The sequence below is a fragment of the Rhizobium sp. Root274 genome, from assembly GCF_001429245.1.
Taxonomy (GTDB): Bacteria; Pseudomonadota; Alphaproteobacteria; order Rhizobiales; family Rhizobiaceae; genus Allorhizobium.
This window is the reverse complement of the sequence record NZ_LMJE01000007.1, coordinates 370,659-392,695: the sequence shown is the minus strand read 5'-3', so window position 1 is coordinate 392,695 and position 22,037 is coordinate 370,659. Positions and strand designations below refer to the sequence as shown.

Below are 22,037 nucleotides of genomic sequence, written 5' to 3'. Positions count from 1 at the left end.
ATCAGGAATTAAGCAACACTCCGTTAGGTCAGTGACAAGCGATACGCCCGGGTGAGTGGTCGGCTCTCCCATCCGTCCGGCGGTTCGCAGCATGATCAGACGTCAGGGAAAGCGACAAGATAAATGGCATCGAAAGTCAAAGAAAACGAAGAAGCCGACGGCGAACGCGACGGCGCGACGGACGGTCCGCTTCTCGATCTTTCCGATGACGCGGTCAAAAAGATGATCAAGGCCGCGAAGAAGCGCGGCTATGTCACCATGGATGAACTGAATTCGGTTCTGCCGTCTGAGGAAGTGACCTCGGAGCAGATCGAAGACACCATGGCGATGCTTTCCGACATGGGCATCAACGTCATCGAAGATGAAGACGCCGACGAGCCGGCGGCCGCCGAAGACAATGACGACGAAGACGGCGAAAGCGAGGGCGGCGAACTTGCGCCTTCCGCCGGCACTGCCGTCGCGACCGCCAAGAAGAAAGAGCCGACCGACCGTACCGATGACCCGGTGCGCATGTATCTGCGCGAAATGGGCTCGGTCGAGCTTCTGTCGCGCGAGGGCGAAATCGCGATTGCCAAGCGCATCGAGGCTGGCCGCGAGACGATGATCTCGGGCCTCTGCGAGAGCCCGCTCACCTTCCAGGCGCTGATCATCTGGCGCGACGAGCTCAACGAAGGCACGACGCTGCTTCGCGAGATCATCGATCTCGAAACCACCTATTCCGGCCCGGAAGCCAAGGCTGCTCCGCAGTTCCAGAGCCCTGAAAAGATCGAGGCTGACCGCAAGGCAGCCGAGGAGAAGGAACGCGAACGCGCCAAGCGCCGTCCGCAAGCCGCCTCCGGTGACGATGACGACATCACCGCCATGGGCGGGGAGGGCCTGCCGCCGGAAGAAGAGGAAGAGGACGAGGACGAATCGAACCTGTCTCTCGCCGCGATGGAATCCGAGCTGCGCCCGCAGGTCATGGAAACCCTCGACCTCATCGCCGACACCTACAAGAAGCTGCGCAAGCTGCAGGATCAGCAGGTGGAGGCGCGTCTCGCCTGCGCCGGCACTCTGTCTTCAGGCCAGGAGCGTCGCTACAAGGAGCTGAAGGATCAGCTGATCACGGCGGTCAAGTCGCTGTCGCTGAACCAGAACCGCATCGACAGCCTTGTCGAGCAGCTCTACGACATTTCCAAGCGCCTGATGCAGAACGAGGGTCGCCTGCTGCGCCTCGCCGAAAGCTATGGCGTGAAGCGCGAAGCCTTCCTTGAGCAGTATCAGGGTGCGGAACTTGATCCGAACTGGATGAAGTCGATCGCCAATCTTTCCGGCCGCGGCTGGAAGGAATTCGCCAAGGAAGAAAACGCCACGATCCGCGACATCCGCGGCGAGATCCAGAACCTCGCGACCGAAACCGGCATTTCGATCGCCGAGTTCCGCCGCATCGTGTCCATGGTCCAGAAGGGCGAACGCGAAGCGCGCATCGCCAAGAAGGAAATGGTCGAGGCGAACCTGCGTCTCGTCATCTCGATCGCCAAGAAGTACACAAACCGCGGCCTGCAGTTCCTCGACCTCATCCAGGAAGGCAATATCGGCCTGATGAAGGCCGTGGACAAGTTCGAGTATCGCCGCGGCTACAAGTTCTCGACCTATGCGACCTGGTGGATTCGTCAGGCGATCACCCGCTCGATCGCCGACCAGGCCCGCACGATCCGTATCCCGGTCCACATGATCGAAACGATCAACAAGATCGTCCGCACTTCGCGCCAGATGCTGCACGAGATCGGCCGCGAGCCGACGCCGGAAGAGCTGGCTGAAAAGCTTGCCATGCCGCTCGAAAAGGTCCGTAAGGTCCTGAAGATCGCCAAGGAGCCGATCTCGCTCGAAACCCCTGTGGGCGATGAAGAGGATTCGCATCTGGGCGATTTCATCGAGGACAAGAACGCGCTTCTGCCGATCGATGCCGCCATTCAGGCGAATCTGCGCGAAACGACGACCCGCGTTCTGGCATCCCTCACGCCGCGCGAAGAACGTGTTCTTCGCATGCGTTTCGGCATCGGCATGAACACCGACCACACACTCGAAGAAGTCGGCCAGCAGTTCTCGGTGACCCGCGAACGTATCCGTCAGATCGAGGCCAAGGCGCTTCGCAAGCTGAAGCATCCGAGCCGTTCGAGGAAGCTGCGCTCGTTCCTCGACAGCTGAGGCGCTTCTAAAATCGATGAATTGATGGCCGGAGCGGAAACGCTCCGGCCGTTTAGTTTTCAGGCCGGGTGCACCAGCATCCGCACAAGGCGGCGCGTGATCGGCAAAGCCATCAAGAGTGTGGGGAAGGCAATAACCCAGGACATGGCCCATGCGGGAAGCCAGTCTGAGACAAAGTTGGGGCCGATGCCGAGGTTCTTCACCGTTGCGACGGCTGAGACCACCATGGTCATGATGATTGACAGAATGAAGGGCATAAGGATGCCCGCAAAGCGGGCCGGAAAGCGCGCAAGCTGCATGTCATGTAACTTTCGGGATGGAAATCGTCGAAGGCGGATAAGCACATCTCTAACCTTTGAGAACACGCCCGTCGGGGACGATTTCAGGTTTGGATGCGTTGCCTCACGTAAACGCTTACGGACGAACTGAGCCGACGGGATCTGATACGATATTCTGAAGCAGGGTGCAAGCCGGTCGCGGGGCGCCAATGCGCCGTTTACCCGGAGAAAGACGCCCTTGCAATCAGATGACGCCTCCCTTTTCGCCGCAATCCTCGGTATGGATCTCTCAATGGTCGATAAGAGCTTGAAACGCTGGTGGCGCCCCAATGCCGGGCTTGCCGTCTCGCTGCTGCTGCATGTGGTGGTGGCGGCGGGGCTGCTGTTGTCGCTCTTCTTCCAGCCGGAGCCGCAAGCCGAAGAGCCGGTGGTTGAGGTTACGTTGGTGGCGCCGCCTGAGCCACCTCAGGTAGAACCGCCTTCTGAGGAAGCGAAAGCGGAGGAACCGCCCGCACCTGAACCGCCGCCTGCGCCAGAGCCGGAGAAACCACCCGAAGAGCCGCCAGCCGAGCCTCCCCCGCCACCGCCGTCACCGCAGGCGCAAGAGCAGCCGAAATTGCCGGATGCCGGAAAGGCGCCGATTCCGGTCCTGAGACCTGTGGTGAAGTTTGCCGAAGACGATTCCGGGCCGGAGATCTCCAAGGGGACTGATGCGGAAGCGGGTTTGACGCCGGAGGCAGCGGAAAAACTGGAGGAGGCCGAGCGCGAGGTTGCGGCTGCGACGCCGCAACCGGATATCGAACTGCCGAAGGCAACGCTTGCCGAGGAAGCACCTATGCCGGATGCGGCCGACGAAGCCGTCGAGGGCGAGGGGACGGAAGCTTCCCCGCCCGCTGCGCCTCAGGCGGCACCAGAGGCGGAAAAAGCTGCCGAGGCCAAGACTGCGGCGGACGAAAAAGCGAAGCCGATCCAGGAGGCGGCGCTTGTGCCCCGGAAGGTCAAGAAGCTGTTCTCAAAAGCAATTTCCGGCGATGAAGCGGCGTCGACTGCCATGGCGGGACTGTCTCGTCAGGAACGCGGCGACCAGCTTTGCGGCACCGAACTCAGTCAGCAGTTGCGCAACGGCAAACCCGCTTTCGTGCCATATCTCCTCCCGATCCTGCGTCTCAAGCAGGGAAACGTCATCGAAGTTAAGCTTGCGGCGTTTCGAGATGTGAACGGGGAGTGGATCAACATCGCGGTGCGTTGCGAGGTCGATGCCGATGCCACCGAGGTCGTGAATTTCTCCCTCTCCGTCGGCAAGCCGGTGCCGAAGGCGCAGTGGCGCGCGCGCGGCTTTCCCGAAAGTTGACGCGCGTCGTCAGTCTTAGCGCAACAGACCGAAACCGATCAACGCCATTACCACCGCAATCAGCCCGTCGAGTATGCGCCAGGCTATCGGTTTCGCAAACAGCGGGGCGAGCAGCCGGGCGCCATAACCGAGGCTGAAGAAGAAGACGAAGGATGCCGATGTCGCGCCGAGTGCAAAGGCCGGTTCCCATCCGGCATAGCGGGTGGAGATGGAACCTAGCAGTACGACCGTGTCGAGATAGACATGCGGGTTCAGCCAGGTGAGCGCGAGGCAGGTTAGGAGCGCGGCTCTGAGGCTGGTTCCGCTGTTCGCTGCTGCCGTCAGAGCATTGCCACCGATGAGCGCGCTCTTCAGACTTCTGAAGGCGTAGACCAGCAGGAAGGCGGCGCCGGCATAGCGCATCAGAGGCTCAAGCCAGACGAGGTTGGCCAAAACGGTGGCGAAGCCACCGACGCCGAGCGCGATGAGCAACGCGTCGGACACAGCGCAGGTCAGCACCAAAGGCAGGACATGCTCCCGCCGCAAGCCCTGGCGCAGGATGAAGGCATTCTGCGCGCCGATTGCGACAATCAGGCTGAGGCCGAGAAGAAAGCCGGCGGTCGAGGCAGCGAACATCTTTATGGTCTCCGGTGGTGCAGCCTTTGACTAGCGCGCGCTTCATCATTAAAAAAATTCAATCTACTAATCTCCTATTAGAGCTATCGATGTTCGATCCGACCCAACTGGCAGCCCTTTCTGCCATCTTGCGCAATGGCAGTTTCGAGCGGGCGGCGCGTGTGCTGGGGCTGACACAATCGGCGGTCTCCCAGCGCATCCGGCTGCTGGAAGAGCAGGTCGGCACGCCGCTCATCATTCGCGCACAGCCGTGTCGGGCAACCGAGGCTGGAGCGCGCGTGTTTCGTCATGCAGAGGAATTGCGGCTGCTCGAACAGGAGTTGCGCACCGATCTCGGCATAGGTCGTGAGCTGGGCGCTCTTGCGTCGGGCGGGACTGGTGCGGATGCGCGGGGCTGGCCCGCGGTTCGGGTTGCGGTCAACGCCGACAGTCTCGCGACCTGGTTCCTGCCGGCCCTGGCAGCCGCGGGGGGCCTCTTATTCGATCTCGTTGTCGACGACCAGGATCACAGCGCCGATTGGCTGAAACGCGGTGAGGTGCGGGCGGCGATCAGCAGTGCCTCGCGGCCCGTCCAGGGATGCGATTGTCGACCGCTTGGCGCCTTGCGCTATTTGGCGACCGCGAGCCCAGCCTTCTGCCGGCGCTGGTTCGGCGAAGAGGGCGTGACGCCGGCGGGGCTGCAGCGGGCGCCGATGCTGACTTTCAACGCCAAGGATCGGCTGCAGAGCCGCTGGGCCGAGCAGGCGTTTGGTGCGTCCCTGGCCGGACCCTCGCACTGGCTGCCCTCCAGTCAGGCTTTCGTCGATGCAGCCGCAGCCGGCCTCGGCTGGGGCATGAACCCCGAGGCTCTCGCAGCGCCAGCTCTCGCCGATGGACGGCTGATGGTGCTGAAGGCCGATTGCCCGCTCGACGTGCCGCTTTACTGGCATGTCAGTCGCTCGGTGCAGCGGCTGATGCAGCCAGTGACGCGGGCGGTGGTGGAGGCGGCGCGACGTGCCTTAAAGCCGGTCCTCTGAGCCGAAGCAGACCCTGCCGCTCGTCTCCTCGTTCTCTCTTGCCAGGCAGATCTCGAGGCCTATCTTTATCGAGAGAAGAGGAGAGGCCGATGTCCTTGAAAGATCAGGCGCTTGCCGTCATCGATGCGTTGAACCACCACGATTTTCCGGGGCTGATAACCCGTTTCGACGAGGACGCGATCCTGGACCTGCCGGATGGCATCCGGGTCGTCGGCCAGGCTTCGTTTCGCGATACGCTGTCGGCCTATGTCCTGCGCCACGAACTGACCCTCACCGATGGCGTGGTCATGGTGGACGAATCGGGATTTCGCGTGGCGGTCGAATGCACGCTGAACGGCCAGAACCGGCGGGGCGTGGATACCGCAGCCGACGGCGAAGCGGGACCCTATGCGCTGCCGGCGGTCATGGTGCTGGAACGGGAGGCGGATCTGTTCAGCCGCCTCAGCCTGTTCTGTGCCGTGCAGCCTTAAAGCTGGACGGGGTTCCGCCTCAATACTTGCCGAGCATGTCTTCGAGCACGGCGATGATCATGTCGTGATCCTCCTGCGATTTCAGGCCAGACACCGTCACCGCCGCAACAACGCCGGTGCCAGCGACACGGATCGGGAAGCTGCCGCCGTGATCGGCATAGTCGAGCGGGTCGAGCCCCAGGTCCGGCGTCACGCCGCGGTCGCGAAGCCTGTTGGTTTCACCGACCCGCAGGGACGCCTTGTGGAAACGCAGTGCGACATTGCTCTTGCGCCGGGCCCAGTGGTCGTTGTCCGGCGAGGCGCCGGGCAGGGCGGCATGGAACAGCGTGCGGTCCGGCGTGCGGATGTCGATGACGACAGGTGCTTTCTGCGACAGCGCAAGTGTCACGAGCCGCTGGCCGAGATCGAGGGCGGCAAGTTCATCGAAAGTCTTGAAGACGAGATGGGCTTCCTGCTTTTCGATCGTTTCGATCAGGCTCATTGCGGCATCCTTCCTGGCATGGGGACTGGCGTCTTGCAGTGGTTCGGGCGCGACACTACAGACTGCCCGGGACGCCCGCTAGGGGCCTCCCAATTCTCCGCCCGATTTTGAAGGCATTACGCAACGGCCGTCGGCCAGGGATAGAGACATGGCACAGCGACGCATCACGATCGACACCCGCGGGCCTGGACTTTACGAGTTCACCAAACATGCTGAGGATTTCGTCGGTCAGGCGGCCGGGGAAGACGGGGTGCTGACGGTCTTCGTGCGCCATACCTCCTGTTCGCTGCTGATCCAGGAGAATGCAGATCCGTCGGTGAAGGTTGATCTACAGGCTTTCTTCCGACGCCTGGTGCCGCCGGCAAATGATCCCTCGATGAGCTATATCATCCACCGGGACGAAGGGCCGGACGATATGCCGGCCCATATCAAGGCCGCCCTGCTACCGGTATCGCTTGGCATTCCCTATGCCGACGGCCGGCTGCTGCTCGGCACCTGGCAGGGCCTATATCTGGTCGAGCACAGGGACCGGCCACACCGGCGCGAAATAATCCTTTCCTTCTGACCCTGGTCGTTCCGATCGCCTGGCGCAGCACCTGAACGGCGGCTGAATGGCGACTTCGGACTGCGTTCAGCCGCCGCGCGCTAATCTCCTCTCAATCGCTTGCAAGAGCGGGCGCGACACACAAGACGGGCGAAACGCCCGAGGTCTTTGAGAGGAGACACGCAATGACTGGCATGCTTCGCAAACTTGGAATGGCAGCCCTGGTCTCGATCATGGCGACGACCGGCCTCGTCTCGACGGCATCGGCCGACAATTTCGGCTGGGGCATCTACATTGAAGGTCCGCGCGATGGCCGCGGCTGGGACGGCCCGCGTTATGATGATCGTCATCGTCCCGACTGGCATCGTCCGGGCTGGGGACGTCCCGACCGCCGGGGTCAGTGCCATCCCAATCAGGCCGTTGAAAAGGCTCGCTGGAATGGACTGCGCCGCGCCTTCATCGCCGATGTTTCGCCCCGTCGGGTGGTCGTTGCAGGCGTTCGTCACGGTTACCGCGACCGGATCGTCTTCGCCAATGTGCGTGGCTGCCCGGTGATCGGTCGCTAAAGGACCTGGCGCGTGAGGATAGGGGGTGCTGCCGGTCGGATCGTCCGCCGTACGATCGCAGCGCCTCCCGGGCCATGGGATTGCTGGCTGAACAAGATCAGCTCCCATGGCCTGACCCGTTTTCGAGATTGGATTGACAGCTTTTTCCCAGATCGTCGTCTCTGTGCCTTGAAGGTGCCAAGATCATTGCCCATCTTGGCTTCAACCCGCTGGTCCGGGCCCCTCTGGTAAGAGCCGCCGGCGCTCTTGCGATGTCGGACCGTTTCGACATCCATGCCGGCCCAAGGACCAGAGATTTGCCCCGCCACGATTCTTTTTTGATCGGCCCCGGACGCTTCGCGTCGCCCGGCGAGACGTTTTCGCCTCGCGGTTATCCCGGCCCGCGTCTTTTTCCGCTCCTTGCTCACCGAAAGGCGAAGGCAGACACGAAGGTGACGGCATGATCGGCGATTTCTTTTCCTGGCTGTTTGCCGTTTTCGTGGTCGATCCGATCGGCGCCGAGGTGGCCCTTCGTCTTGAGCAGGCGAAAGCGCCGGTCGCTGTCGTCTCGCAGGTGAATGATTGCCTGCAGACGACCGGTTCAGCCTTGCTCGACCGGGCCGGCAATGATGCCTGGTGGGCTCTCGGAACCACGATTTCCGTCACCACCGGCCAGACCGGCCTGGCCGAACTTTTAGACGCGGCCAACCCGGCCTGCGGTTCGATCGCCACCTATCTCACTGCCTCGGCCGACAGCTGAACCACATCACAAGAGGAGGAACACCACTCATGCCCCATCACAGCTCCATGCCCAGTCAGCATTCGACGGGTCGCTCGCCGCGCCGCCACCACGAGGACGAATCGCTTGGCAGCATCCGGGCGCGCCGCAATCTTCTTGCGGCTTATTGGGCCGGATCGTTGATCGGGCTGTCAGGGGAGGATCTTGGCCGCTATGCCAGCGACCTGCACGAGGCAGACCATGCGGAGGCCGGCGACGGCGACGTGATTGCACGTCTGTTCGAGGATCTGGAGGCTGCAGGTCACGGTATGAGCAAGAGCGATATAGCGGGCGCGCTGCGTCGCTTTCACGCCCAGGCGCTGAAGGACACCGGCTGCACCGAGTGATCCCTCAGCCTTGGTCTTCTGCCGCTAATGTTTAAAAACCGAGCGGCAGGGCGACAAGCGGGCCGATCAGCATGACCGTGGCCATGGCAAGCGCGATCCTGTCGCGCGCCTCGAAGAGCGGCCCGCGAAAGGCCGACGCCGGATAATGACGGCGGATTTCCGTGCGCGTCGTTTCGTCGGCAAGGGTTGCGCCGGGGCCGACCATGCGGGTGTCATCGCTGTCTATGGGGCGGTGCAGGTTTGTTTCGCTGTGCATAGAATATCTCCTTCAAATGTGTTGAACAGATCGAACCGGCGACCGCCGATGTTGTTCCCTCTGAGCCCGCAGCAGCGGCGCGAGTTGCGGCGTCGTGCGCGCGTGCACGCCCGCTTTGAAGGCGCAAGACATATTCATGCGTTGTTTCCCCGGCCAGACGCGCTACACTCCTTGCGTCACCATGAAACCGCTCGGGGAGGAGCAATTTGATGAGACGTATGTGGCCGGAGGAATTCAGCTTTATTGTCGACGGGGCGGAGGAAGTCACCATCGAGAGCCCCGCACGCCAGCGGGAGGACGGCACGCATAGCGATGCCATCCACCGCCAGGCTCTGAAGGTCCGCATCAGTCAGGCCGATTACGAGCGCATTTGGCCGCTTGCCGAGGCGCGCTATCGGCTGCAGGGCGCTTATACAGGCAAGGCGATCACCCTGATCGTCAACAATCCGCATTACAGCCAGTGGCACCCCGCCGACGGCGGGACCGTGGAAAGCGTATCCGACAGCGGAAGAGCTTATTCGACAAAGTACGTCGTGGTGTATTTCCTGCTGGATGACGTGCGCGAGACAGTGGACGCCTGAGAGGCGAAAGGCTGACGACAGAAATGGTGGGCCCGGAGGGACTCGAACCCCCAACCAAGCGGTTATGAGCCGCCGGCTCTAACCATTGAGCTACAGGCCCAGCCCGGCGCAGTGCCGTCGGGCGGGTAATGGTCACCCCGCTCCGGTCACGGGCTCTAACGCAATTTCCGGTATGCGACAAGCCTCTGCCGTAATCGCTTCACAATCCCGCGTCATCAAGAAGCCGGAAGGGCATTGTGTCGGGTGAGGCGAGAACGTCCGCCGGCACCGAGGGACAAAAGGATATTTCATGCTGAAATTTACACGCGGCCTCTTCGTTGCAACGGCGCTGTCCGGTGCCGTATTTTCGGCCGGTTTTGTTGCGCCGGCTTTTGCCAGTGAGAGCGAACGTCGCGAGGCCACCATCATGGTGTCGGGCGAAGGCGAGGCGACGGTTGCGCCCGATATGGCGGTCATTTCGCTCGCCGTGGTGCGGGATGCAGATACGGCCGGCGAAGCGCTCACGGCCAATTCCGCCGCCATGGCGGAGGTGCTGGCCGATCTGAAGGGCCAGGGCATTGCCGACAAAGATCTGCAGACCACTGACTTTTCGATCCAGCCGAAATATCGGCAGGAGAACAAGCCTGACGGGACCTACGAGGCTCCGGTTATCATCGGCTACACCGTCAGCAACGGCTTGACAGTCAGGGTTCGTGATCTGACGAAGCTCGGCGCGATCATCGACCGGTCGGTGAAGCTCGGCGTCAACCAGGGTGGCGGCATCACCTTTACCAATGACGATCCGGAAGCAACCGTCGAGGCTGCGCGGAAACAGGCGGTCGAGAAGGCTGCTGCCAAGGCGAAAACACTAACCGAGGCTGCGGGCGTGAAGCTCGGTCGGATTGTCGAGATTTCGGAGAATTTCGCCCGCCCGATGCCGCAGGTCTATGCGGCAGCACCGATGGCGAAGATGGCTGATGAGTCGGTTCCGATCGCCTCGGGCGAGAACCTCTATACGGTCACCGTCAATATTACCTATGCGATCGAGCAGTAGTCGCGGGAAGCATTGTTGTTGAACATGAAAGGGCCGGTTTTCCGGCCCTTTTGCATGTGCTGAGCGTGGTCGTGTTCAGACCTCGAGCGGATGCTCTGCGATCATCTTGGTCAGGCTGCCCTCTGCCGAGAAGAGAGGGATCAGGCAAGCCTGGAGCGCGTGGTAGATGTCACCCTTGCCGGGGAAGAGGCTGTTGGAGGGCTTGCCGTCTTCGGTCAGTTCCTCGAACCAGCCACCGTGCTCCCGGTCGAGATTGTTGTTTGCGATGTAGTTCCAGATCTTGCGGTAGCTCTCTTCGTGGAAATCGCTTTCCTGGTGCTGGTTGAGGAAGTGTGCGGCGGCAGCGCCTTCGCAGAGCGGCCACCAGAGTTTGGCGCGCTTGTCGGGGGCGTTTGCCCAATCGAGCGTGTAGAAGAAGCCGCCCTTGTCCTTGTCCCAGCCGAGGGCCATGGACTGGAAGAAGAGGCCGCGAGCGGCTTCCGGCATCCAGTCTTGTTGTTTGCCACCGAGCACCCAGAGCTGCAGGATGAGGCGCGCCCATTCCAGCCAGTGGCCGGGCGTGGTGCCGGCGGGGCGGAACATCTCGTTCGGATGGTAGTAGTTGCGGTCGACCACCCAGTTCTCATCGAAATGCTCGGCGACGCGGAAGGCTTCTTCGCGGGCGCGGCGGTTGATGATCAGGTCGGCGATACGCTCAGCCTTGATCAGATAATGGCGCTCGCCGGTGGCCTCAAAAGCGGCCATTAAGCTTTCGGTCAAGTGCATGTTGGAATTCTGGCCGCGATAGCCGGGGACCGGCTGCCAGTCGGCTGAGAACTCTTCCGCAATGGCGCCGTGTTCCTCTTCCCAGAATTTCTCCTCGATCACCTGGGTGATATCGGCCAGCATGGCGTCTGCCAGGGGATGGTTGATGCATTTGGCCGAGGAGGCTGCCAGCAGGACGAAGGCGTGGCCGTAACCCTGTTTCGAATCGTCTGCGGCGTCGGTGTCATTCGCCTGCCAGAAATAGCCGCCGTTCTTTTCATCGCGATGCCGCTCCCAGAGGTAATGCATGCCGTGGTCGACGATATCGGCGGAGCCCGGACGGCCCAGAAGATGGCCGATGGCGTAGCAATGCACCATGCGGGCGCTGGCATGAATGCCGCGGGCGGGATTGTCTGTTGATAGCGGCTTGCCGTCGCGCGACAGGTCGTAGAAGCCGCCCTTCGGGTTAATCGCCGGGCCCTGGAAGAAATCGAACAGGCCGTCGACCTGGGCGAGCAGCCATTTGCGGTGGTAGGGGCGGGTGCTCCAGGGACTCGAGGCCGTTGGCTGCGTTTGATTTTCCGACATTTCTTCCTCCCTGACTGCATCGTTGCAGCTTCTATAGCGGATTGGCCTCCTCGCTGCCACCGGGTGTCTACGGTGACGCACAGATGGATCGCATGTTGACATAAAGATATCTTTATGTGATTGGCGGATATCGCATGCGCAATAGGAGAGTTCGCAGATGCTCGATCAACTGTTCGGCCGCGAGGGCGCAAACCGTGACGGCGCGGAGATCCTGAAAGCGCTGCAACAGGCAGCCCGCGAACGTATCCTGATCCTTGACGGGGCGATGGGGACAGAGATTCAGGGGCTCGGCCTCACCGAAGAGGATTTCCGCGGCCAGCGCTTTCTCGGCTGCGCCTGCCACCAGCAGGGCAATAACGACCTTCTGATCCTCACCCAGCCCAACGCCATTGAGGATATCCATTTCCGCTATGCGATGGCGGGTGCCGATATTCTCGAAACCAATACCTTCTCTTCGACCCGGATTGCCCAGGCGGATTACGAGATGGAAGGGGCGGTCTATGACCTCAACCGCCATGGCGCCGAACTCGTGCGCCGGGCGGCGTGGCGGGCCGAGCGCGAGGACGGCAAGCGCCGTTTCGTCGCCGGCGCGATCGGGCCGACGAACCGCACGGCGTCGATCTCGCCTGATGTCAACAATCCCGGTTACCGCGCCGTCTCCTTCGACGATCTGCGTCTTGCCTATGGCGAGCAGATCGACGGGCTGATCGATGGCGGCGCCGACATCATCCTGATCGAGACTATCTTCGATACGCTGAATGCCAAGGCGGCGATTTTTGCCTGCGAGGAGCGTTTTCTGGCCAAAGGCATTCGCCTCCCTGTGATGATCTCGGGCACGATCACCGACCTTTCCGGCCGCACGCTGTCCGGTCAGACGCCGACGGCCTTCTGGAATTCCGTGCGCCATGCCAAGCCCTTTGCTGTCGGTTTGAACTGCGCGCTCGGAGCAGACGCAATGCGGCCGCATCTGCAGGAATTGTCGGGCGTTGCCGATACCTTCATCTCCGCCTATCCGAATGCCGGCCTGCCTAATGAATTTGGTCGTTACGACCAGAGCCCGGAAGAGATGGCCGAACTTGTTGCAGGCTTTGCAGAAGAGGGCATCGTCAATGTGGTCGGCGGCTGCTGTGGCTCTACGCCCGCGCATATCGCTGCCATTGCCGAGGCCGTGAAGGGCAGGGCGCCGCGTCAGCCCGCCGAGCATCGGCCATTCATGTCGCTCTCGGGTCTGGAGCCCTTCGAACTCACCAAGGACATTCCCTTCGTCAATGTCGGTGAGCGGACCAATGTCACGGGCTCGGCCAAATTCCGCAAGCTGATCACCGCCGGCGATTATTCCGCAGCTTTGGTCGTGGCGCGCGACCAGGTGGAGAACGGTGCGCAGATCATCGACATCAACATGGACGAGGGCCTGATCGATTCCGAAAAGGCGATGGTCGAGTTCCTCAACCTGATCGCGGCCGAGCCTGATATCGCCCGGGTGCCGGTGATGATCGATAGCTCCAAGTTTCCGATCATCGAAGCCGGCCTCAAATGCGTGCAGGGCAAGGCGGTGGTGAACTCCATTTCGCTCAAGGAGGGCGAGGAGAACTTTGTCGCCCAGGCCAAGCTCATCCGCAATTACGGGGCTGCCGTCGTCGTCATGGCCTTTGACGAGAAGGGGCAGGCCGACACTTATCAGCGCAAGGTGGAGATATGCCGCCGCGCCTACCGCATCCTGACGGAAGAGGCGGGCTTTGCGCCCGAGGACATCATCTTCGACCCCAACGTCTTTGCGGTCGCGACCGGCATTGAGGAACACGACAATTACGGCGTCGACTTCATCGAGGCGACGCGGACGATCCGGCAGGAAATGCCGCTGGTGCATATTTCGGGCGGGGTGTCGAACCTCTCCTTCTCCTTCCGCGGCAACGAGCCGGTGCGGGAAGCCATGCACGCGGTCTTCCTCTACCATGCCATCCAGGCGGGCATGGACATGGGCATCGTCAATGCTGGCCAGCTCGCGGTCTATGAGAGCATTGACAAGGATCTGCGCGAGGCCTGTGAAGACGTGGTGCTGAATCGCCGCCGCGACGGGACCGAGCGGTTGCTGGAGATCGCCGAGCGCTATCGCGGCACGGGTGAGGCCAAGGCCCGTACGCAGGACATGACGTGGCGCGAATGGCCGGTCGAAAAGCGGCTGGAGCATGCGCTGGTTAATGGCATTACCGAATTCATCGATGTTGATACGGAAGAGGCGCGCCAGAAGGCCGAGCGTCCGCTGCATGTCATCGAGGGGCCGCTGATGGCGGGCATGAATGTCGTCGGTGACCTCTTTGGTGCCGGCAAGATGTTTCTGCCGCAGGTGGTGAAATCGGCGCGTGTGATGAAGCAGGCTGTGGCCGTGCTGCTTCCCTACATGGAAGAGGAAAAGCGGCTGAACGGCGGCACGGGCGAGCGGCAGGCGGCGGGCAAGGTGTTGATGGCGACCGTCAAGGGCGACGTGCATGACATCGGCAAGAACATCGTTGGCGTCGTACTTGCCTGTAACAATTACGAGATTATCGACCTCGGCGTCATGGTGCCGGCGACGAAGATCCTCGAAGTGGCGAAGGCGGAGAATGTTGATGTCATTGGGTTGTCCGGCCTGATCACGCCGTCGCTGGACGAAATGGTGCACGTGGCGTCCGAAATGCAGCGACAGGGTTTTTCCGTGCCGCTCTTGATTGGCGGCGCGACGACAAGCCGGGTGCATACTGCGGTGAAGATCCATCCGCAGTATTCGGCGGGGCAGGCGGTTTATGTCACCGATGCCAGCCGAGCCGTCGGCGTGGTGTCTGCACTCCTCGCCGAAGATGGCAACGAGACCTATGTGGACGGCATCCGCAGCGAATATGCCAAGGTGGCAGACGCCCATGCGCGGGCGGAGGCTGAAAAGCAGCGCCAGTCGCTGGCTTCGGCCCGGGAGAATGCCGTGAAGCTCGACTGGAGCGCTTACAAGCCGACGAAGCCCAGCTTTACCGGCACGAAGGTATTCGAGACCTATGATCTCGCCGAACTCGCCCGTTATATCGACTGGACGCCGTTCTTCCAAACCTGGGAACTGAAGGGGCGCTATCCGGCGATCCTGGAGGACGAGAAGCAGGGCGAGGCGGCGCGGCAGCTGTTTGCCGATGCGCAGGCGATGCTCAAGAAGATCATTGCGGAAAACTGGTTCCGACCGCGCGCCGTCATCGGCTTCTGGCCGGCCAATGCTGTCGGCGATGATATCCGGCTGTTCAATGATGATAGCCGCCGCGAAGAACTCGCAACCTTCTTCACGCTGCGCCAGCAGATCGCCAAGCGCGAGGGCCGGACGAATGTCGCACTCAGCGATTTTGTCGCACCACTGGAGAGCGGCGTTCCGGATTACGTCGGCGGCTTCGTGGTGACCGCTGGCATTGAAGAGGTGGCGATTGCCGAGCGTTTCGAGCGGGCGAATGACGACTATTCATCGATCCTGGTCAAGGCGCTGGCCGACCGGTTTGCCGAGGCTTTTGCGGAAAGGATGCATGAACGTGTCCGCCGCGAATTCTGGGGTTATGCGCCTGACGAGGCTTTTACGCCCGAAGAGCTGATCTCGGAGAACTACGGCGGCATCCGCCCCGCGCCGGGCTATCCAGCGCAGCCGGACCATACGGAAAAGGTGACACTGTTCTCGCTTCTGGATGCCACCAAGGCAACGGGTGTCACGCTAACGGAGAGCTATGCCATGTGGCCGGGATCGTCCGTCTCCGGTCTCTATATCAGCCATCCCGACAGCTATTACTTCGGTGTGGCCAAGGTCGAGCGTGATCAGGTCGAGGATTATGCTGCGCGGAAGGGCATGGAAGTGCGTGAGGTTGAGCGTTGGCTGGGGCCGGTGTTGAATTATGTGCCGAAGGCGGAAGCTTGAGGATTGATTTGCCCCTCATCCGCCCTTCGGGCACCTTCTCCCCGCAAGCGGGGAGAAGGCTGGCGCGGCCGGCGTTCTGCGCCTTCTCCCCGTTTTACGGGGAGAAGGTCCCGGCAGGGGGATGAGGGGCTATTCTGAAAAATCTGCAATCGATCGAGGAGGATGCGGAGCCCGCTGTCGGCTTCATCCTTCAAGCGAAGACCCTCACAAACCGATTCCGAATTCGGCGATAAGGTATTGAGGCAGATTCCGAATTACCTTCAGGCCTCCAGCCTGAGCAGGATCGCCGTCGCATCGTCGCTCTGCTTGTAGCGCGGGAATTTCAGGCCGTCTGGATCGAGCGCGCGCTCATAATGGCGGAGCTCTGTGATCAGTGCATTCAGCCCCGCGGTCGCTGCCCGCTGGATCAGCGTCGCCGGATCGTAGAGCTTGTAGAGCGCGACCAGGTCGGCCACGCCGTCTGAGCAGAGGAGTGCGGTGGCGCCGCCGCCATGGACGGGGACATCGACCATCACGAGGTGATCGGCGGCTTACGGCACGATGCCGAAGGTCCAGGTGGTGCCGCCTTCCGTGTTCTGACGGGCGCGGCCGCGACGGAGGTCTTCCAGCGTCTGCGGATCATCATTGGCAACGCCGGCCGCACCGATGCCGCCGACGCGTGCGATGTGCTTGGCCGCCTGATGCTGTTCCCATTCATAGGTGCCGGGGATGGGGATGACGAAGTCGGACTGGCCGTTGTCGTGCAGGATGTACATGCAGCTGTCGCCCAGGCCGAACCAGCGGAAGCCGGTTGGCGTTAGCTGCAATCCGGTCAGGCTGCAGAGCGGCCAGGCGTAACGGGGCTGGTCGCCGGCAGTCGCCGTAAAGACCTCGCGGGCCTCCTCGGAAATCTGCCGGAGCACTGTCGCCGGGTCGGCGGTGGCGTCCAGGCGCTGGGCGAGGCGCGTGGTGCCAAATTCGGCGATCCAGGCGGCATCGGAGCCAAAACCCTCCATGAACTGCCGGTCGCCGAGCCCGGTCGCCCCATCCAGCACGAAAGCGGAATGGGCGTTGTAGCCGAGCCTATCCTCGTTGGCGCGGCCCTGCTTTCCTGGGTCGGAGATGGTGTCGATGATGGAAATGCGGGGCATGGGGCATCCGTCGGTTGGGCATGGCGAGCCGCGCTCGGGCTGCCTTTTGCTGGCTATCACGGGAAATCGCGGGCGTCAGCCGCCGGCGCTGCGGAAACGGTTCATAATGTCGGCGCGCATGGGGTCGGTCAGCACCCGGGCAATGCCGAATTCGAGCGGCGTCAGACTTGCCTCGTCCGGCTGGGTGATGCGGTTGGAGAGGATTTCCTCCGGCAGATAGGCCTTGACCCTGCTATCGACGATGGTGCCGCCGTTGCACAGGTGCTCCTGCGCTGCCGTTTTCGGATCCATCAAATGGTTGATCAGCGCGTGGGCGCCGCGAGGGTTCTGGGCTTGTGCAGGAATGGCGAAGAAGTCGGTCCAGATTTCACCGCCGTCCGAGCCGAGATTGAAGCCGATATCGCCTTCCTCGGCCATCTGATAGGCGTCGTTGCTCCAGCACATGGTGAGCCAGGCTTCGCCCGCGCGCATGGCAGGCTGGTAATCGCTGTCGATCGAATGGAGATGTGGTTTCACCTGCATCAGCAGGGCTTCCGCGGCTGCGAGCTCGGTGGGATCGCAGGAATTGAAGCCATGGCCGAGCGCAACCAGCGCATTGCCGATGGCCGTCAGCTGGTAGTCATGAACAATGGTGCGCCCCGAGGCTTCGTTCAACGCCACGTCGAAGAAGCCGCGCCAGCTGGAGATCGGGTAAAGCTGTCTCCGGTTGTAGGCCATGCCGGTGGTTCCGGCATTTTTGGGAACCGCGTAGCTGGCGCCATTGATAATCGAGGGGGACAGGTGGCGCTCCAAATGGGTCGCCGGGTTGAAGTTCGGAATGAGCGCGAGGTCGAGCGGCTGCAGCATGCCGCGCTCGACATAGGGGGCAATGGCATATTGCGTCGGGACGATGATGTCCCAACCGCGTCCGAGCTCCAGCGCCTGCATCATCCCCTCGTTCGAGCCGATGATGGAGATCGCGACCTCGACGCCGTAGGTGTTGGTGAAGTCCTCGAAGGTCTGCGGGTCGTGGTAATTGGGCCAGGTGGCGAGCGTCACCTTACGGCCCAGTCCCGTCGCCTCGGCTGCGGCAGTGGAGGTTGAGCCGGCGCCGAAAAACGCTGTCGCTGCCGCAATCCCCGTGACCGAAAGAAAGTGGCGACGCGTTACCGAACCTTTCTTCAACCGCATGAATTGCTTCATGAAGTCTTGTCGATCGATCTCGGCGGGCTTGTTCGCCATGGTCCTGTAACCCCGTACACTGCACAATGGAGTCATCTCACCACAAAGGCGTTAACGGGATTTCTCTCCCGTCACCGCAAAAATTGCAGCCAGCCGATCGTCAGATCATCCGGTCGATGATGCTGATGCCGCTTTCGGCAAAGCGGTCCATTTCTGTGAGGGCGGGCGCTGCCTCCGTCAGGGTCAGACGCCTGCCGATCAGGCGGGCCGGATCCAGGCTGCCGGAGAGGATCATCTGCATCATGGCGTCGTAGCGCCAGGATTGCATGCCGTGGCTGCCATAGATCTCCAATTCCTGGGAAATCACCCGGGCCATGGGAATGGCGGGCGTCGAATGCTCACCGAGCATCAGGCCGACCTGCACATGGCGGCCGCGCCGGCGCAGGTTGGTGATCGAGTTACAGCAGGTCTGGGGATGGCCCAGCGCATCGACCGAGACATGGGCGCCGCCGCCGGTTATGTCACGCACGGCGTCGACGGTGTCATGCACCGCACGGCTGTTGATGACAGTGCTCGCGCCGAGTTCTTTCGCCAGAGCCAATTTGTCCTCGGCAATGTCTATCGCGACGACATTGGCGCCGAGGGCCTTGCCGATCATGATGGCGGAAAGGCCGACACCGCCGCAGCCATGGACGGCCAGCCATTCGCCACCTTTCAGTCGTCCCTGGTCGACGACGGCGCGGAAAGAGGTGGCAAAGCGGCAGCCGAGGCCGGCGGCCGTTTCATAGGCGATTTCTTCGGGCAGATGCACGAGGTTCTGGTCGGCATAGTCGATCGCGACGTATTCGGCGAAGGAGCCCCAGTGGGTGAAGCCGGGCTGGAACTGCTCTTCGCAGACTTGCTGGTTGCCGGAACGGCATTCCTGACAATGGCCGCAGCCGGAGACGAAGGGGACGGTGACGCGCTCACCAACCTTGAAGCGCTTCACCTCACGCCCGACGGCGGCAATCGTGCCGGCGAATTCGTGACCGGGCACATGCGGCAGGTGAATATCCGGGTCGTGACCCATCCAGCCATGCCAGTCGCTGCGGCAGAGGCCGGTCGCCTTGACCGCGATCACGACGCCACCCGGAGTTGGCGTCGGGTCGGGCAGGGTGCGGATTTCGGGCATGGCGCCGAAGGCTTCGTAATACATGGCGCGCATGGGTCGTCTCCCGCTTGGTCGTTACGTCGAGGGTCGAGCGGTATTTGCCTTACTCGGCAAGCAGGATCAATGCCGAGGGATCGATCTTCACACCGACGGTTGCGCCGACAACGGGTGGTGCGCTGCCGGGATCGTTGAAGGTGTCGAAGCAGACCGGCTTGCCGCCGACATCGACGCGGGTGCGGATAACCGAGCCGAGGAACTGGCTCGATGTCACCGTGCCGGCGATGGTGGCGTCGGTCGGATCGGCCAGAGAGCCCGCTTCCGGGCGCATGGCCAGTTGTATGGCGGAGCCGTTGGCAGCGGGAATCTGCTCGTTGATCTTCAACGTCTTGTCTCCAATCCGGACGAGGCCCGCCCCCTGATCGGCGACCACGGCTTCGAGCACGTTCAGCGTACCGACGAAGGAAGCGACGAAGCGGGTGGTGGGGCGGTTGTAGATTTCGAAAGGCGTGCCGATCTGATCGGCCTTGCCGGCATTCATCACGACGATGCGGTCAGAGATCGACAGCGCCTCTTCCTGGTCATGGGTTACGAAGACGGTGGTGATGCCGAGCTTCTGCTGGATCTGGCGGATTTCTTCGCGCAGTGAGACGCGGATCTTGGCGTCGAGCGCAGAAAGCGGTTCGTCGAGCAGCAGGACCTGGGGTTTGGGTGCCAGCGCACGGGCGAGCGCCACGCGCTGCTGCTGGCCGCCTGACAGCTGGTAGGGGTAACGTTCGGCCAGATGCTCCAGATGGATCAGCGCCAGCATTTCCTTGACGCGCGTGTCGATGTCCGCCTTTGGCATGCCCGCAATCTTCAGGCCGAAGGCGACGTTGTCGGCGACATTCATGTTGGGGAACAGCGCATAGGCCTGGAAGACCATTCCAATGGTGCGCTGGTTCGGTTTCAGGTTGGTCTGGTCCTTGCCGGCGATTTCGATCGTGCCGGCCGAGGGCGTCTCGAAGCCAGCGATCATGCGCAGCACGGTGGTCTTGCCGCAGCCCGAGGGGCCGAGGAAAGAGATGAATTCGCCCTTGTCGATCGCCATGTTGAAATCATGCACGACCTTGGTCGGGCCAAAGGACTTCTGCAGGTGGGTGAGTTTCAGAAAGGTCATGAAAGGAAGTCCTCAAGCCTGGCGAGGGGCTGTTTTCTGGAGGCGGGAAACGAGCTGGATCAGACCGAGGCAGCCCCAGGTGATGCCGAAGGCGATGACGGCGAGTGCTGCCGGCTCATAGGCGCGGTTGGCGCCGAGCAGCTGCATATAGGGGCCGAAGGCCGGCTTGTTCAAAAGGGCGGCCATGGTGAATTCGCCGATGACGATGGCGAAGGTCAGGAAGGCCCCGGAGAGCACGGCGACCAGCACATTCGGCAGGATGATGCGCGAAATGATCGTGAACCAGCCGGCGCCGAGGCTTTGCGCGGCTTCCGTCAGCGTGCCGATATCGATGGTGCGAAGGCCGGTGTCGACGGCACGGTACATGTAGGGCAGGGCAAGCGTCGCATAGCCGAACATCAGGAGGATATCCGTGCCGAAGGCGGAGCCTGTCAGCGGCAGCCAGCTCGAGGTGTTGTAGAGCCGTATATAGCCGAAGACGATGACGATGGCCGGGATGACCAGCGGCAAGAGCGTGACGAATTCGATGTAGGGGCGAAGGCGCGGCAGCTTGAGGCGGACCCAATAGGCGGTCGGCACGATCAGAAAGACCCCGAAGATGATGGTCATCAGCGCCATGGTCACAGAATATGTGAAGGTTTCCTGGAACCGGGAATCGGCGAATACCTTGCTGTAAGCGTCGAAGGAGTACTCCCCGCGACGCATCTTCAGCGAGAAATTGGTCATGCCGATGAGCGGCAGGAAGAAGTAGAGGAGGCCGAAGATCAGGGCCCCCCAGGCCCAGAGCCGCTTCATTTCAACCACCTTTCGCTGCATGCGCGCAGCCAGATATAAAGAGCATTGGCGATGCCGGTGACAACGATCATGCCGAAGGCAAGCGCATAGCCGAGGTGCGGATTGCCGAGCACGTCGCCACGGATCTGGGCAAAGAGCAGGATCGGGACGATGTTAAGCGAGGAGCCGGTGAGCGCAATCGCGGTTGCGACGGCGCCAAAGGCATTGGCGAAGAGAAGCGCGATGGTGCCGAGGATCGAGGGCAACAGGATCGGGAAGGCAACGAGGCGCCAGTATTGCAGGTTGGTCGCACCGAGGATCGAGGCGGCTTCGCGCCATTCGCGCTTCAGGCCGTCGAGCGCCGGCGTGATGATCAGGATCATCAGCGGGATCTGGAAGAAGAGATAGGTGACCGTCAGGCCCCAGAAGGACAGGATGTTGAAGCCGAGAGCCCGCAGGTCAATGCCAAGCTGGGTCTTCAGAAAGATCGTGAGAATGCCGAGCGGGCCGAGGGTCGCCAGAAAGGCGAAGGCGAGGGGAACGCCGGCGAAGTTGGAGGCGACGCCCGAAAATGTCAGCAGCGGTCCGCGCACCCATTGCGGCAGACCGCCAAGCACGACTGCCGAGGCGACGGCAAAGCCGATCAGGCAGCCCAGGATGGCTGAAGCGAGGCTGATCTTGATGGAGATCCAGTAGGCGGACAGGATCGATGCGGTGAACAGACTGCCGATATTGTCGAAGGTGAATGTGCCGTCAGGCGTCTGAAAGGCACCGATCACGATCTTCATCGTCGGCATGATGAGGAACAGGATCGTGAAAGCGGCAAAGGGAACGACCCCGAGCCAATGCAATGGGAGCCGAAAGCGCTGTTGCTCGGACGCCCCCGCACTTACCTCGTGTAAAGACATGTCTCTTGCCCCTCGTCCGCTTGTCCCGCGG

Annotated in this window: 23 protein-coding genes and 1 tRNA gene; 11 read left to right on the top strand and 13 right to left on the bottom strand. The window is 62.0% G+C overall.

Features of this window, described 5'->3' with window-relative positions; all coding sequences use genetic code 11:
- The first annotated feature begins 123 nt into the window (after window positions 1-123).
- A complete protein-coding gene (rpoD, locus tag ASE36_RS10830) occupies window positions 124-2,187 on the top strand; it encodes an RNA polymerase sigma factor RpoD (RefSeq protein WP_062279149.1) in 2,064 nt (687 codons plus the stop codon).
- Window positions 2,188-2,246: 59 nt separating this feature from the next.
- Here the strand turns inward: rpoD and ASE36_RS10825 are convergent, their stop codons facing one another.
- Entirely contained in the window at window positions 2,247-2,486 is a 240-nt protein-coding gene (locus ASE36_RS10825; RefSeq protein ID WP_062279147.1) for a DUF2798 domain-containing protein, read from the bottom strand.
- A gap of 217 nt (window positions 2,487-2,703) precedes the next feature.
- Here ASE36_RS10825 and ASE36_RS10820 point away from each other — a divergent pair, with 217 nt between their 5' ends.
- Window positions 2,704-3,816 carry a DUF930 domain-containing protein gene (locus tag ASE36_RS10820; protein ID WP_062279145.1) on the top strand — a complete coding sequence of 371 codons (1,113 nt, stop codon included), beginning with the start codon at window positions 2,704-2,706 and terminating at the stop codon, window positions 3,814-3,816.
- A gap of 15 nt (window positions 3,817-3,831) precedes the next feature.
- On the opposite strand, the gene ASE36_RS10815 is transcribed toward ASE36_RS10820, so the two are convergent.
- Entirely contained in the window at window positions 3,832-4,431 is a 600-nt protein-coding gene (locus tag ASE36_RS10815) for a LysE/ArgO family amino acid transporter (RefSeq protein ID WP_062279143.1), read from the bottom strand.
- Between the two features lie 89 nt (window positions 4,432-4,520).
- On the opposite strand from ASE36_RS10815, the gene ASE36_RS10810 reads away from it, so the two are divergent.
- Both ASE36_RS10810 and ASE36_RS10805 read left to right on the top strand, forming a co-directional pair.
- The gene (locus tag ASE36_RS10810) at window positions 4,521-5,447 is read left to right on the top strand and encodes a LysR family transcriptional regulator ArgP (RefSeq protein WP_062279141.1); all 927 of its coding nucleotides are present in this window, start codon (window positions 4,521-4,523) and stop codon (window positions 5,445-5,447) included.
- 89 nt (window positions 5,448-5,536) lie between these two features.
- Complete coding sequence (locus ASE36_RS10805; protein WP_062279138.1) at window positions 5,537-5,917, top strand: hypothetical protein; 381 nt, start codon at window positions 5,537-5,539, stop codon at window positions 5,915-5,917.
- 19 nt (window positions 5,918-5,936) lie between these two features.
- On the opposite strand, the gene ASE36_RS10800 is transcribed toward ASE36_RS10805, so the two are convergent.
- Window positions 5,937-6,398 (bottom strand): heme-degrading domain-containing protein, encoded by a 462-nt coding sequence (locus ASE36_RS10800; RefSeq protein ID WP_062279136.1) that lies wholly within the window; start codon window positions 6,396-6,398, stop codon window positions 5,937-5,939.
- Window positions 6,399-6,546: 148 nt separating this feature from the next.
- On the opposite strand from ASE36_RS10800, the gene ASE36_RS10795 reads away from it, so the two are divergent.
- From ASE36_RS10795 to ASE36_RS10775, 4 genes are all read left to right on the top strand, one after another.
- Complete coding sequence (locus tag ASE36_RS10795; protein ID WP_062279134.1) at window positions 6,547-6,963, top strand: secondary thiamine-phosphate synthase enzyme YjbQ; 417 nt, start codon at window positions 6,547-6,549, stop codon at window positions 6,961-6,963.
- A gap of 173 nt (window positions 6,964-7,136) precedes the next feature.
- The gene (locus ASE36_RS10790; RefSeq protein WP_062281230.1) at window positions 7,137-7,508 is read left to right on the top strand and encodes a hypothetical protein; all 372 of its coding nucleotides are present in this window, start codon (window positions 7,137-7,139) and stop codon (window positions 7,506-7,508) included.
- A gap of 439 nt (window positions 7,509-7,947) precedes the next feature.
- Window positions 7,948-8,247 carry a hypothetical protein gene (locus tag ASE36_RS10780; RefSeq protein ID WP_062279128.1) on the top strand — a complete coding sequence of 100 codons (300 nt, stop codon included), beginning with the start codon at window positions 7,948-7,950 and terminating at the stop codon, window positions 8,245-8,247.
- Between the two features lie 29 nt (window positions 8,248-8,276).
- A complete protein-coding gene (locus tag ASE36_RS10775) occupies window positions 8,277-8,612 on the top strand; it encodes an ATPase inhibitor subunit zeta (RefSeq protein WP_244474723.1) in 336 nt (111 codons plus the stop codon).
- A gap of 31 nt (window positions 8,613-8,643) precedes the next feature.
- Here the strand turns inward: ASE36_RS10775 and ASE36_RS10770 are convergent, their stop codons facing one another.
- Window positions 8,644-8,868: a hypothetical protein gene (locus tag ASE36_RS10770; protein WP_062279124.1), complete on the bottom strand. Its 225-nt coding sequence runs from the start codon at window positions 8,866-8,868 to the stop codon at window positions 8,644-8,646.
- 218 nt (window positions 8,869-9,086) lie between these two features.
- Here ASE36_RS10770 and ASE36_RS10765 point away from each other — a divergent pair, with 218 nt between their 5' ends.
- A complete protein-coding gene (locus ASE36_RS10765; protein ID WP_200945175.1) occupies window positions 9,087-9,449 on the top strand; it encodes a hypothetical protein in 363 nt (120 codons plus the stop codon).
- Window positions 9,450-9,473: 24 nt separating this feature from the next.
- Here the strand turns inward: ASE36_RS10765 and ASE36_RS10760 are convergent.
- Window positions 9,474-9,549, bottom strand: a tRNA-Ile gene (locus ASE36_RS10760).
- A 189-nt stretch (window positions 9,550-9,738) separates the two neighbouring features.
- Here ASE36_RS10760 and ASE36_RS10755 point away from each other — a divergent pair.
- Window positions 9,739-10,482: an SIMPL domain-containing protein gene (locus ASE36_RS10755; protein ID WP_062279119.1), complete on the top strand. Its 744-nt coding sequence runs from the start codon at window positions 9,739-9,741 to the stop codon at window positions 10,480-10,482.
- A gap of 75 nt (window positions 10,483-10,557) precedes the next feature.
- Here ASE36_RS10755 and ASE36_RS10750 read toward each other — a convergent pair whose 3' ends face one another.
- Entirely contained in the window at window positions 10,558-11,814 is a 1,257-nt protein-coding gene (locus tag ASE36_RS10750; RefSeq protein WP_062279117.1) for an AGE family epimerase/isomerase, read from the bottom strand.
- Window positions 11,815-11,971: 157 nt separating this feature from the next.
- On the opposite strand from ASE36_RS10750, the gene metH reads away from it, so the two are divergent.
- The gene (gene metH, locus ASE36_RS10745; RefSeq protein WP_062279115.1) at window positions 11,972-15,727 is read left to right on the top strand and encodes a methionine synthase; all 3,756 of its coding nucleotides are present in this window, start codon (window positions 11,972-11,974) and stop codon (window positions 15,725-15,727) included.
- A gap of 260 nt (window positions 15,728-15,987) precedes the next feature.
- Here the strand turns inward: metH and ASE36_RS23045 are convergent, their stop codons facing one another.
- The 7 genes from ASE36_RS23045 to ASE36_RS10715 all read right to left on the bottom strand — a co-directional run bounded on the left by ASE36_RS23045 (window position 15,988) and on the right by ASE36_RS10715 (window position 22,006).
- Window positions 15,988-16,239, bottom strand: coding sequence for a hypothetical protein (locus tag ASE36_RS23045; protein WP_244474722.1), 252 nt, complete (start codon window positions 16,237-16,239; stop codon window positions 15,988-15,990).
- Window positions 16,240-16,257: 18 nt separating this feature from the next.
- Complete coding sequence (locus tag ASE36_RS10740) at window positions 16,258-16,857, bottom strand: hypothetical protein (protein WP_244474721.1); 600 nt, start codon at window positions 16,855-16,857, stop codon at window positions 16,258-16,260.
- A 75-nt stretch (window positions 16,858-16,932) separates the two neighbouring features.
- Window positions 16,933-18,078 (bottom strand): ABC transporter substrate-binding protein, encoded by a 1,146-nt coding sequence (locus ASE36_RS10735; protein WP_062279113.1) that lies wholly within the window; start codon window positions 18,076-18,078, stop codon window positions 16,933-16,935.
- A gap of 100 nt (window positions 18,079-18,178) precedes the next feature.
- Window positions 18,179-19,222: a zinc-dependent alcohol dehydrogenase family protein gene (locus ASE36_RS10730; RefSeq protein ID WP_062279111.1), complete on the bottom strand. Its 1,044-nt coding sequence runs from the start codon at window positions 19,220-19,222 to the stop codon at window positions 18,179-18,181.
- Window positions 19,223-19,271: 49 nt separating this feature from the next.
- Complete coding sequence (locus ASE36_RS10725; RefSeq protein WP_062279109.1) at window positions 19,272-20,324, bottom strand: ABC transporter ATP-binding protein; 1,053 nt, start codon at window positions 20,322-20,324, stop codon at window positions 19,272-19,274.
- Between the two features lie 12 nt (window positions 20,325-20,336).
- Window positions 20,337-21,119, bottom strand: coding sequence for an ABC transporter permease (locus ASE36_RS10720; RefSeq protein WP_062279107.1), 783 nt, complete (start codon window positions 21,117-21,119; stop codon window positions 20,337-20,339).
- The gene (locus tag ASE36_RS10715) at window positions 21,116-22,006 is read right to left on the bottom strand and encodes an ABC transporter permease (protein ID WP_062279105.1); all 891 of its coding nucleotides are present in this window, start codon (window positions 22,004-22,006) and stop codon (window positions 21,116-21,118) included. The genes ASE36_RS10720 and ASE36_RS10715 overlap by 4 nt, the downstream gene beginning before the upstream one ends.
- Between the last annotated feature and the right edge of the window lie 31 nt (window positions 22,007-22,037).

What these genes read in the sequence shown, in the direction of transcription:
- rpoD (WP_062279149.1), top strand. Translation starts at nt 124, where the DNA reads ATGGCATCGAAAGTCAAAGAAAACGAAGAAGCCGACGGCGAACGCGAC.
- ASE36_RS10825 (WP_062279147.1), bottom strand. Translation starts at nt 2,486, where the DNA reads ATGCAGCTTGCGCGCTTTCCGGCCCGCTTTGCGGGCATCCTTATGCCC.
- ASE36_RS10815 (WP_062279143.1), bottom strand. Translation starts at nt 4,431, where the DNA reads ATGTTCGCTGCCTCGACCGCCGGCTTTCTTCTCGGCCTCAGCCTGATT.
- ASE36_RS10810 (WP_062279141.1), top strand. Translation starts at nt 4,521, where the DNA reads ATGTTCGATCCGACCCAACTGGCAGCCCTTTCTGCCATCTTGCGCAAT.
- ASE36_RS10805 (WP_062279138.1), top strand. Translation starts at nt 5,537, where the DNA reads ATGTCCTTGAAAGATCAGGCGCTTGCCGTCATCGATGCGTTGAACCAC.
- ASE36_RS10800 (WP_062279136.1), bottom strand. Translation starts at nt 6,398, where the DNA reads ATGAGCCTGATCGAAACGATCGAAAAGCAGGAAGCCCATCTCGTCTTC.
- ASE36_RS10795 (WP_062279134.1), top strand. Translation starts at nt 6,547, where the DNA reads ATGGCACAGCGACGCATCACGATCGACACCCGCGGGCCTGGACTTTAC.
- ASE36_RS10790 (WP_062281230.1), top strand. Translation starts at nt 7,137, where the DNA reads ATGCTTCGCAAACTTGGAATGGCAGCCCTGGTCTCGATCATGGCGACG.
- ASE36_RS10780 (WP_062279128.1), top strand. Translation starts at nt 7,948, where the DNA reads ATGATCGGCGATTTCTTTTCCTGGCTGTTTGCCGTTTTCGTGGTCGAT.
- ASE36_RS10775 (WP_244474723.1), top strand. Translation starts at nt 8,277, where the DNA reads ATGCCCCATCACAGCTCCATGCCCAGTCAGCATTCGACGGGTCGCTCG.
- ASE36_RS10770 (WP_062279124.1), bottom strand. Translation starts at nt 8,868, where the DNA reads ATGCACAGCGAAACAAACCTGCACCGCCCCATAGACAGCGATGACACC.
- ASE36_RS10765 (WP_200945175.1), top strand. Translation starts at nt 9,087, where the DNA reads ATGTGGCCGGAGGAATTCAGCTTTATTGTCGACGGGGCGGAGGAAGTC.
- ASE36_RS10755 (WP_062279119.1), top strand. Translation starts at nt 9,739, where the DNA reads ATGCTGAAATTTACACGCGGCCTCTTCGTTGCAACGGCGCTGTCCGGT.
- ASE36_RS10750 (WP_062279117.1), bottom strand. Translation starts at nt 11,814, where the DNA reads ATGTCGGAAAATCAAACGCAGCCAACGGCCTCGAGTCCCTGGAGCACC.
- metH (WP_062279115.1), top strand. Translation starts at nt 11,972, where the DNA reads ATGCTCGATCAACTGTTCGGCCGCGAGGGCGCAAACCGTGACGGCGCG.
- ASE36_RS23045 (WP_244474722.1), bottom strand. Translation starts at nt 16,239, where the DNA reads ATGGTCGATGTCCCCGTCCATGGCGGCGGCGCCACCGCACTCCTCTGC.
- ASE36_RS10740 (WP_244474721.1), bottom strand. Translation starts at nt 16,857, where the DNA reads ATGCCCCGCATTTCCATCATCGACACCATCTCCGACCCAGGAAAGCAG.
- ASE36_RS10735 (WP_062279113.1), bottom strand. Translation starts at nt 18,078, where the DNA reads ATGGCGAACAAGCCCGCCGAGATCGATCGACAAGACTTCATGAAGCAA.
- ASE36_RS10730 (WP_062279111.1), bottom strand. Translation starts at nt 19,222, where the DNA reads ATGCGCGCCATGTATTACGAAGCCTTCGGCGCCATGCCCGAAATCCGC.
- ASE36_RS10725 (WP_062279109.1), bottom strand. Translation starts at nt 20,324, where the DNA reads ATGACCTTTCTGAAACTCACCCACCTGCAGAAGTCCTTTGGCCCGACC.
- ASE36_RS10720 (WP_062279107.1), bottom strand. Translation starts at nt 21,119, where the DNA reads ATGAAGCGGCTCTGGGCCTGGGGGGCCCTGATCTTCGGCCTCCTCTAC.
- ASE36_RS10715 (WP_062279105.1), bottom strand. Translation starts at nt 22,006, where the DNA reads ATGTCTTTACACGAGGTAAGTGCGGGGGCGTCCGAGCAACAGCGCTTT.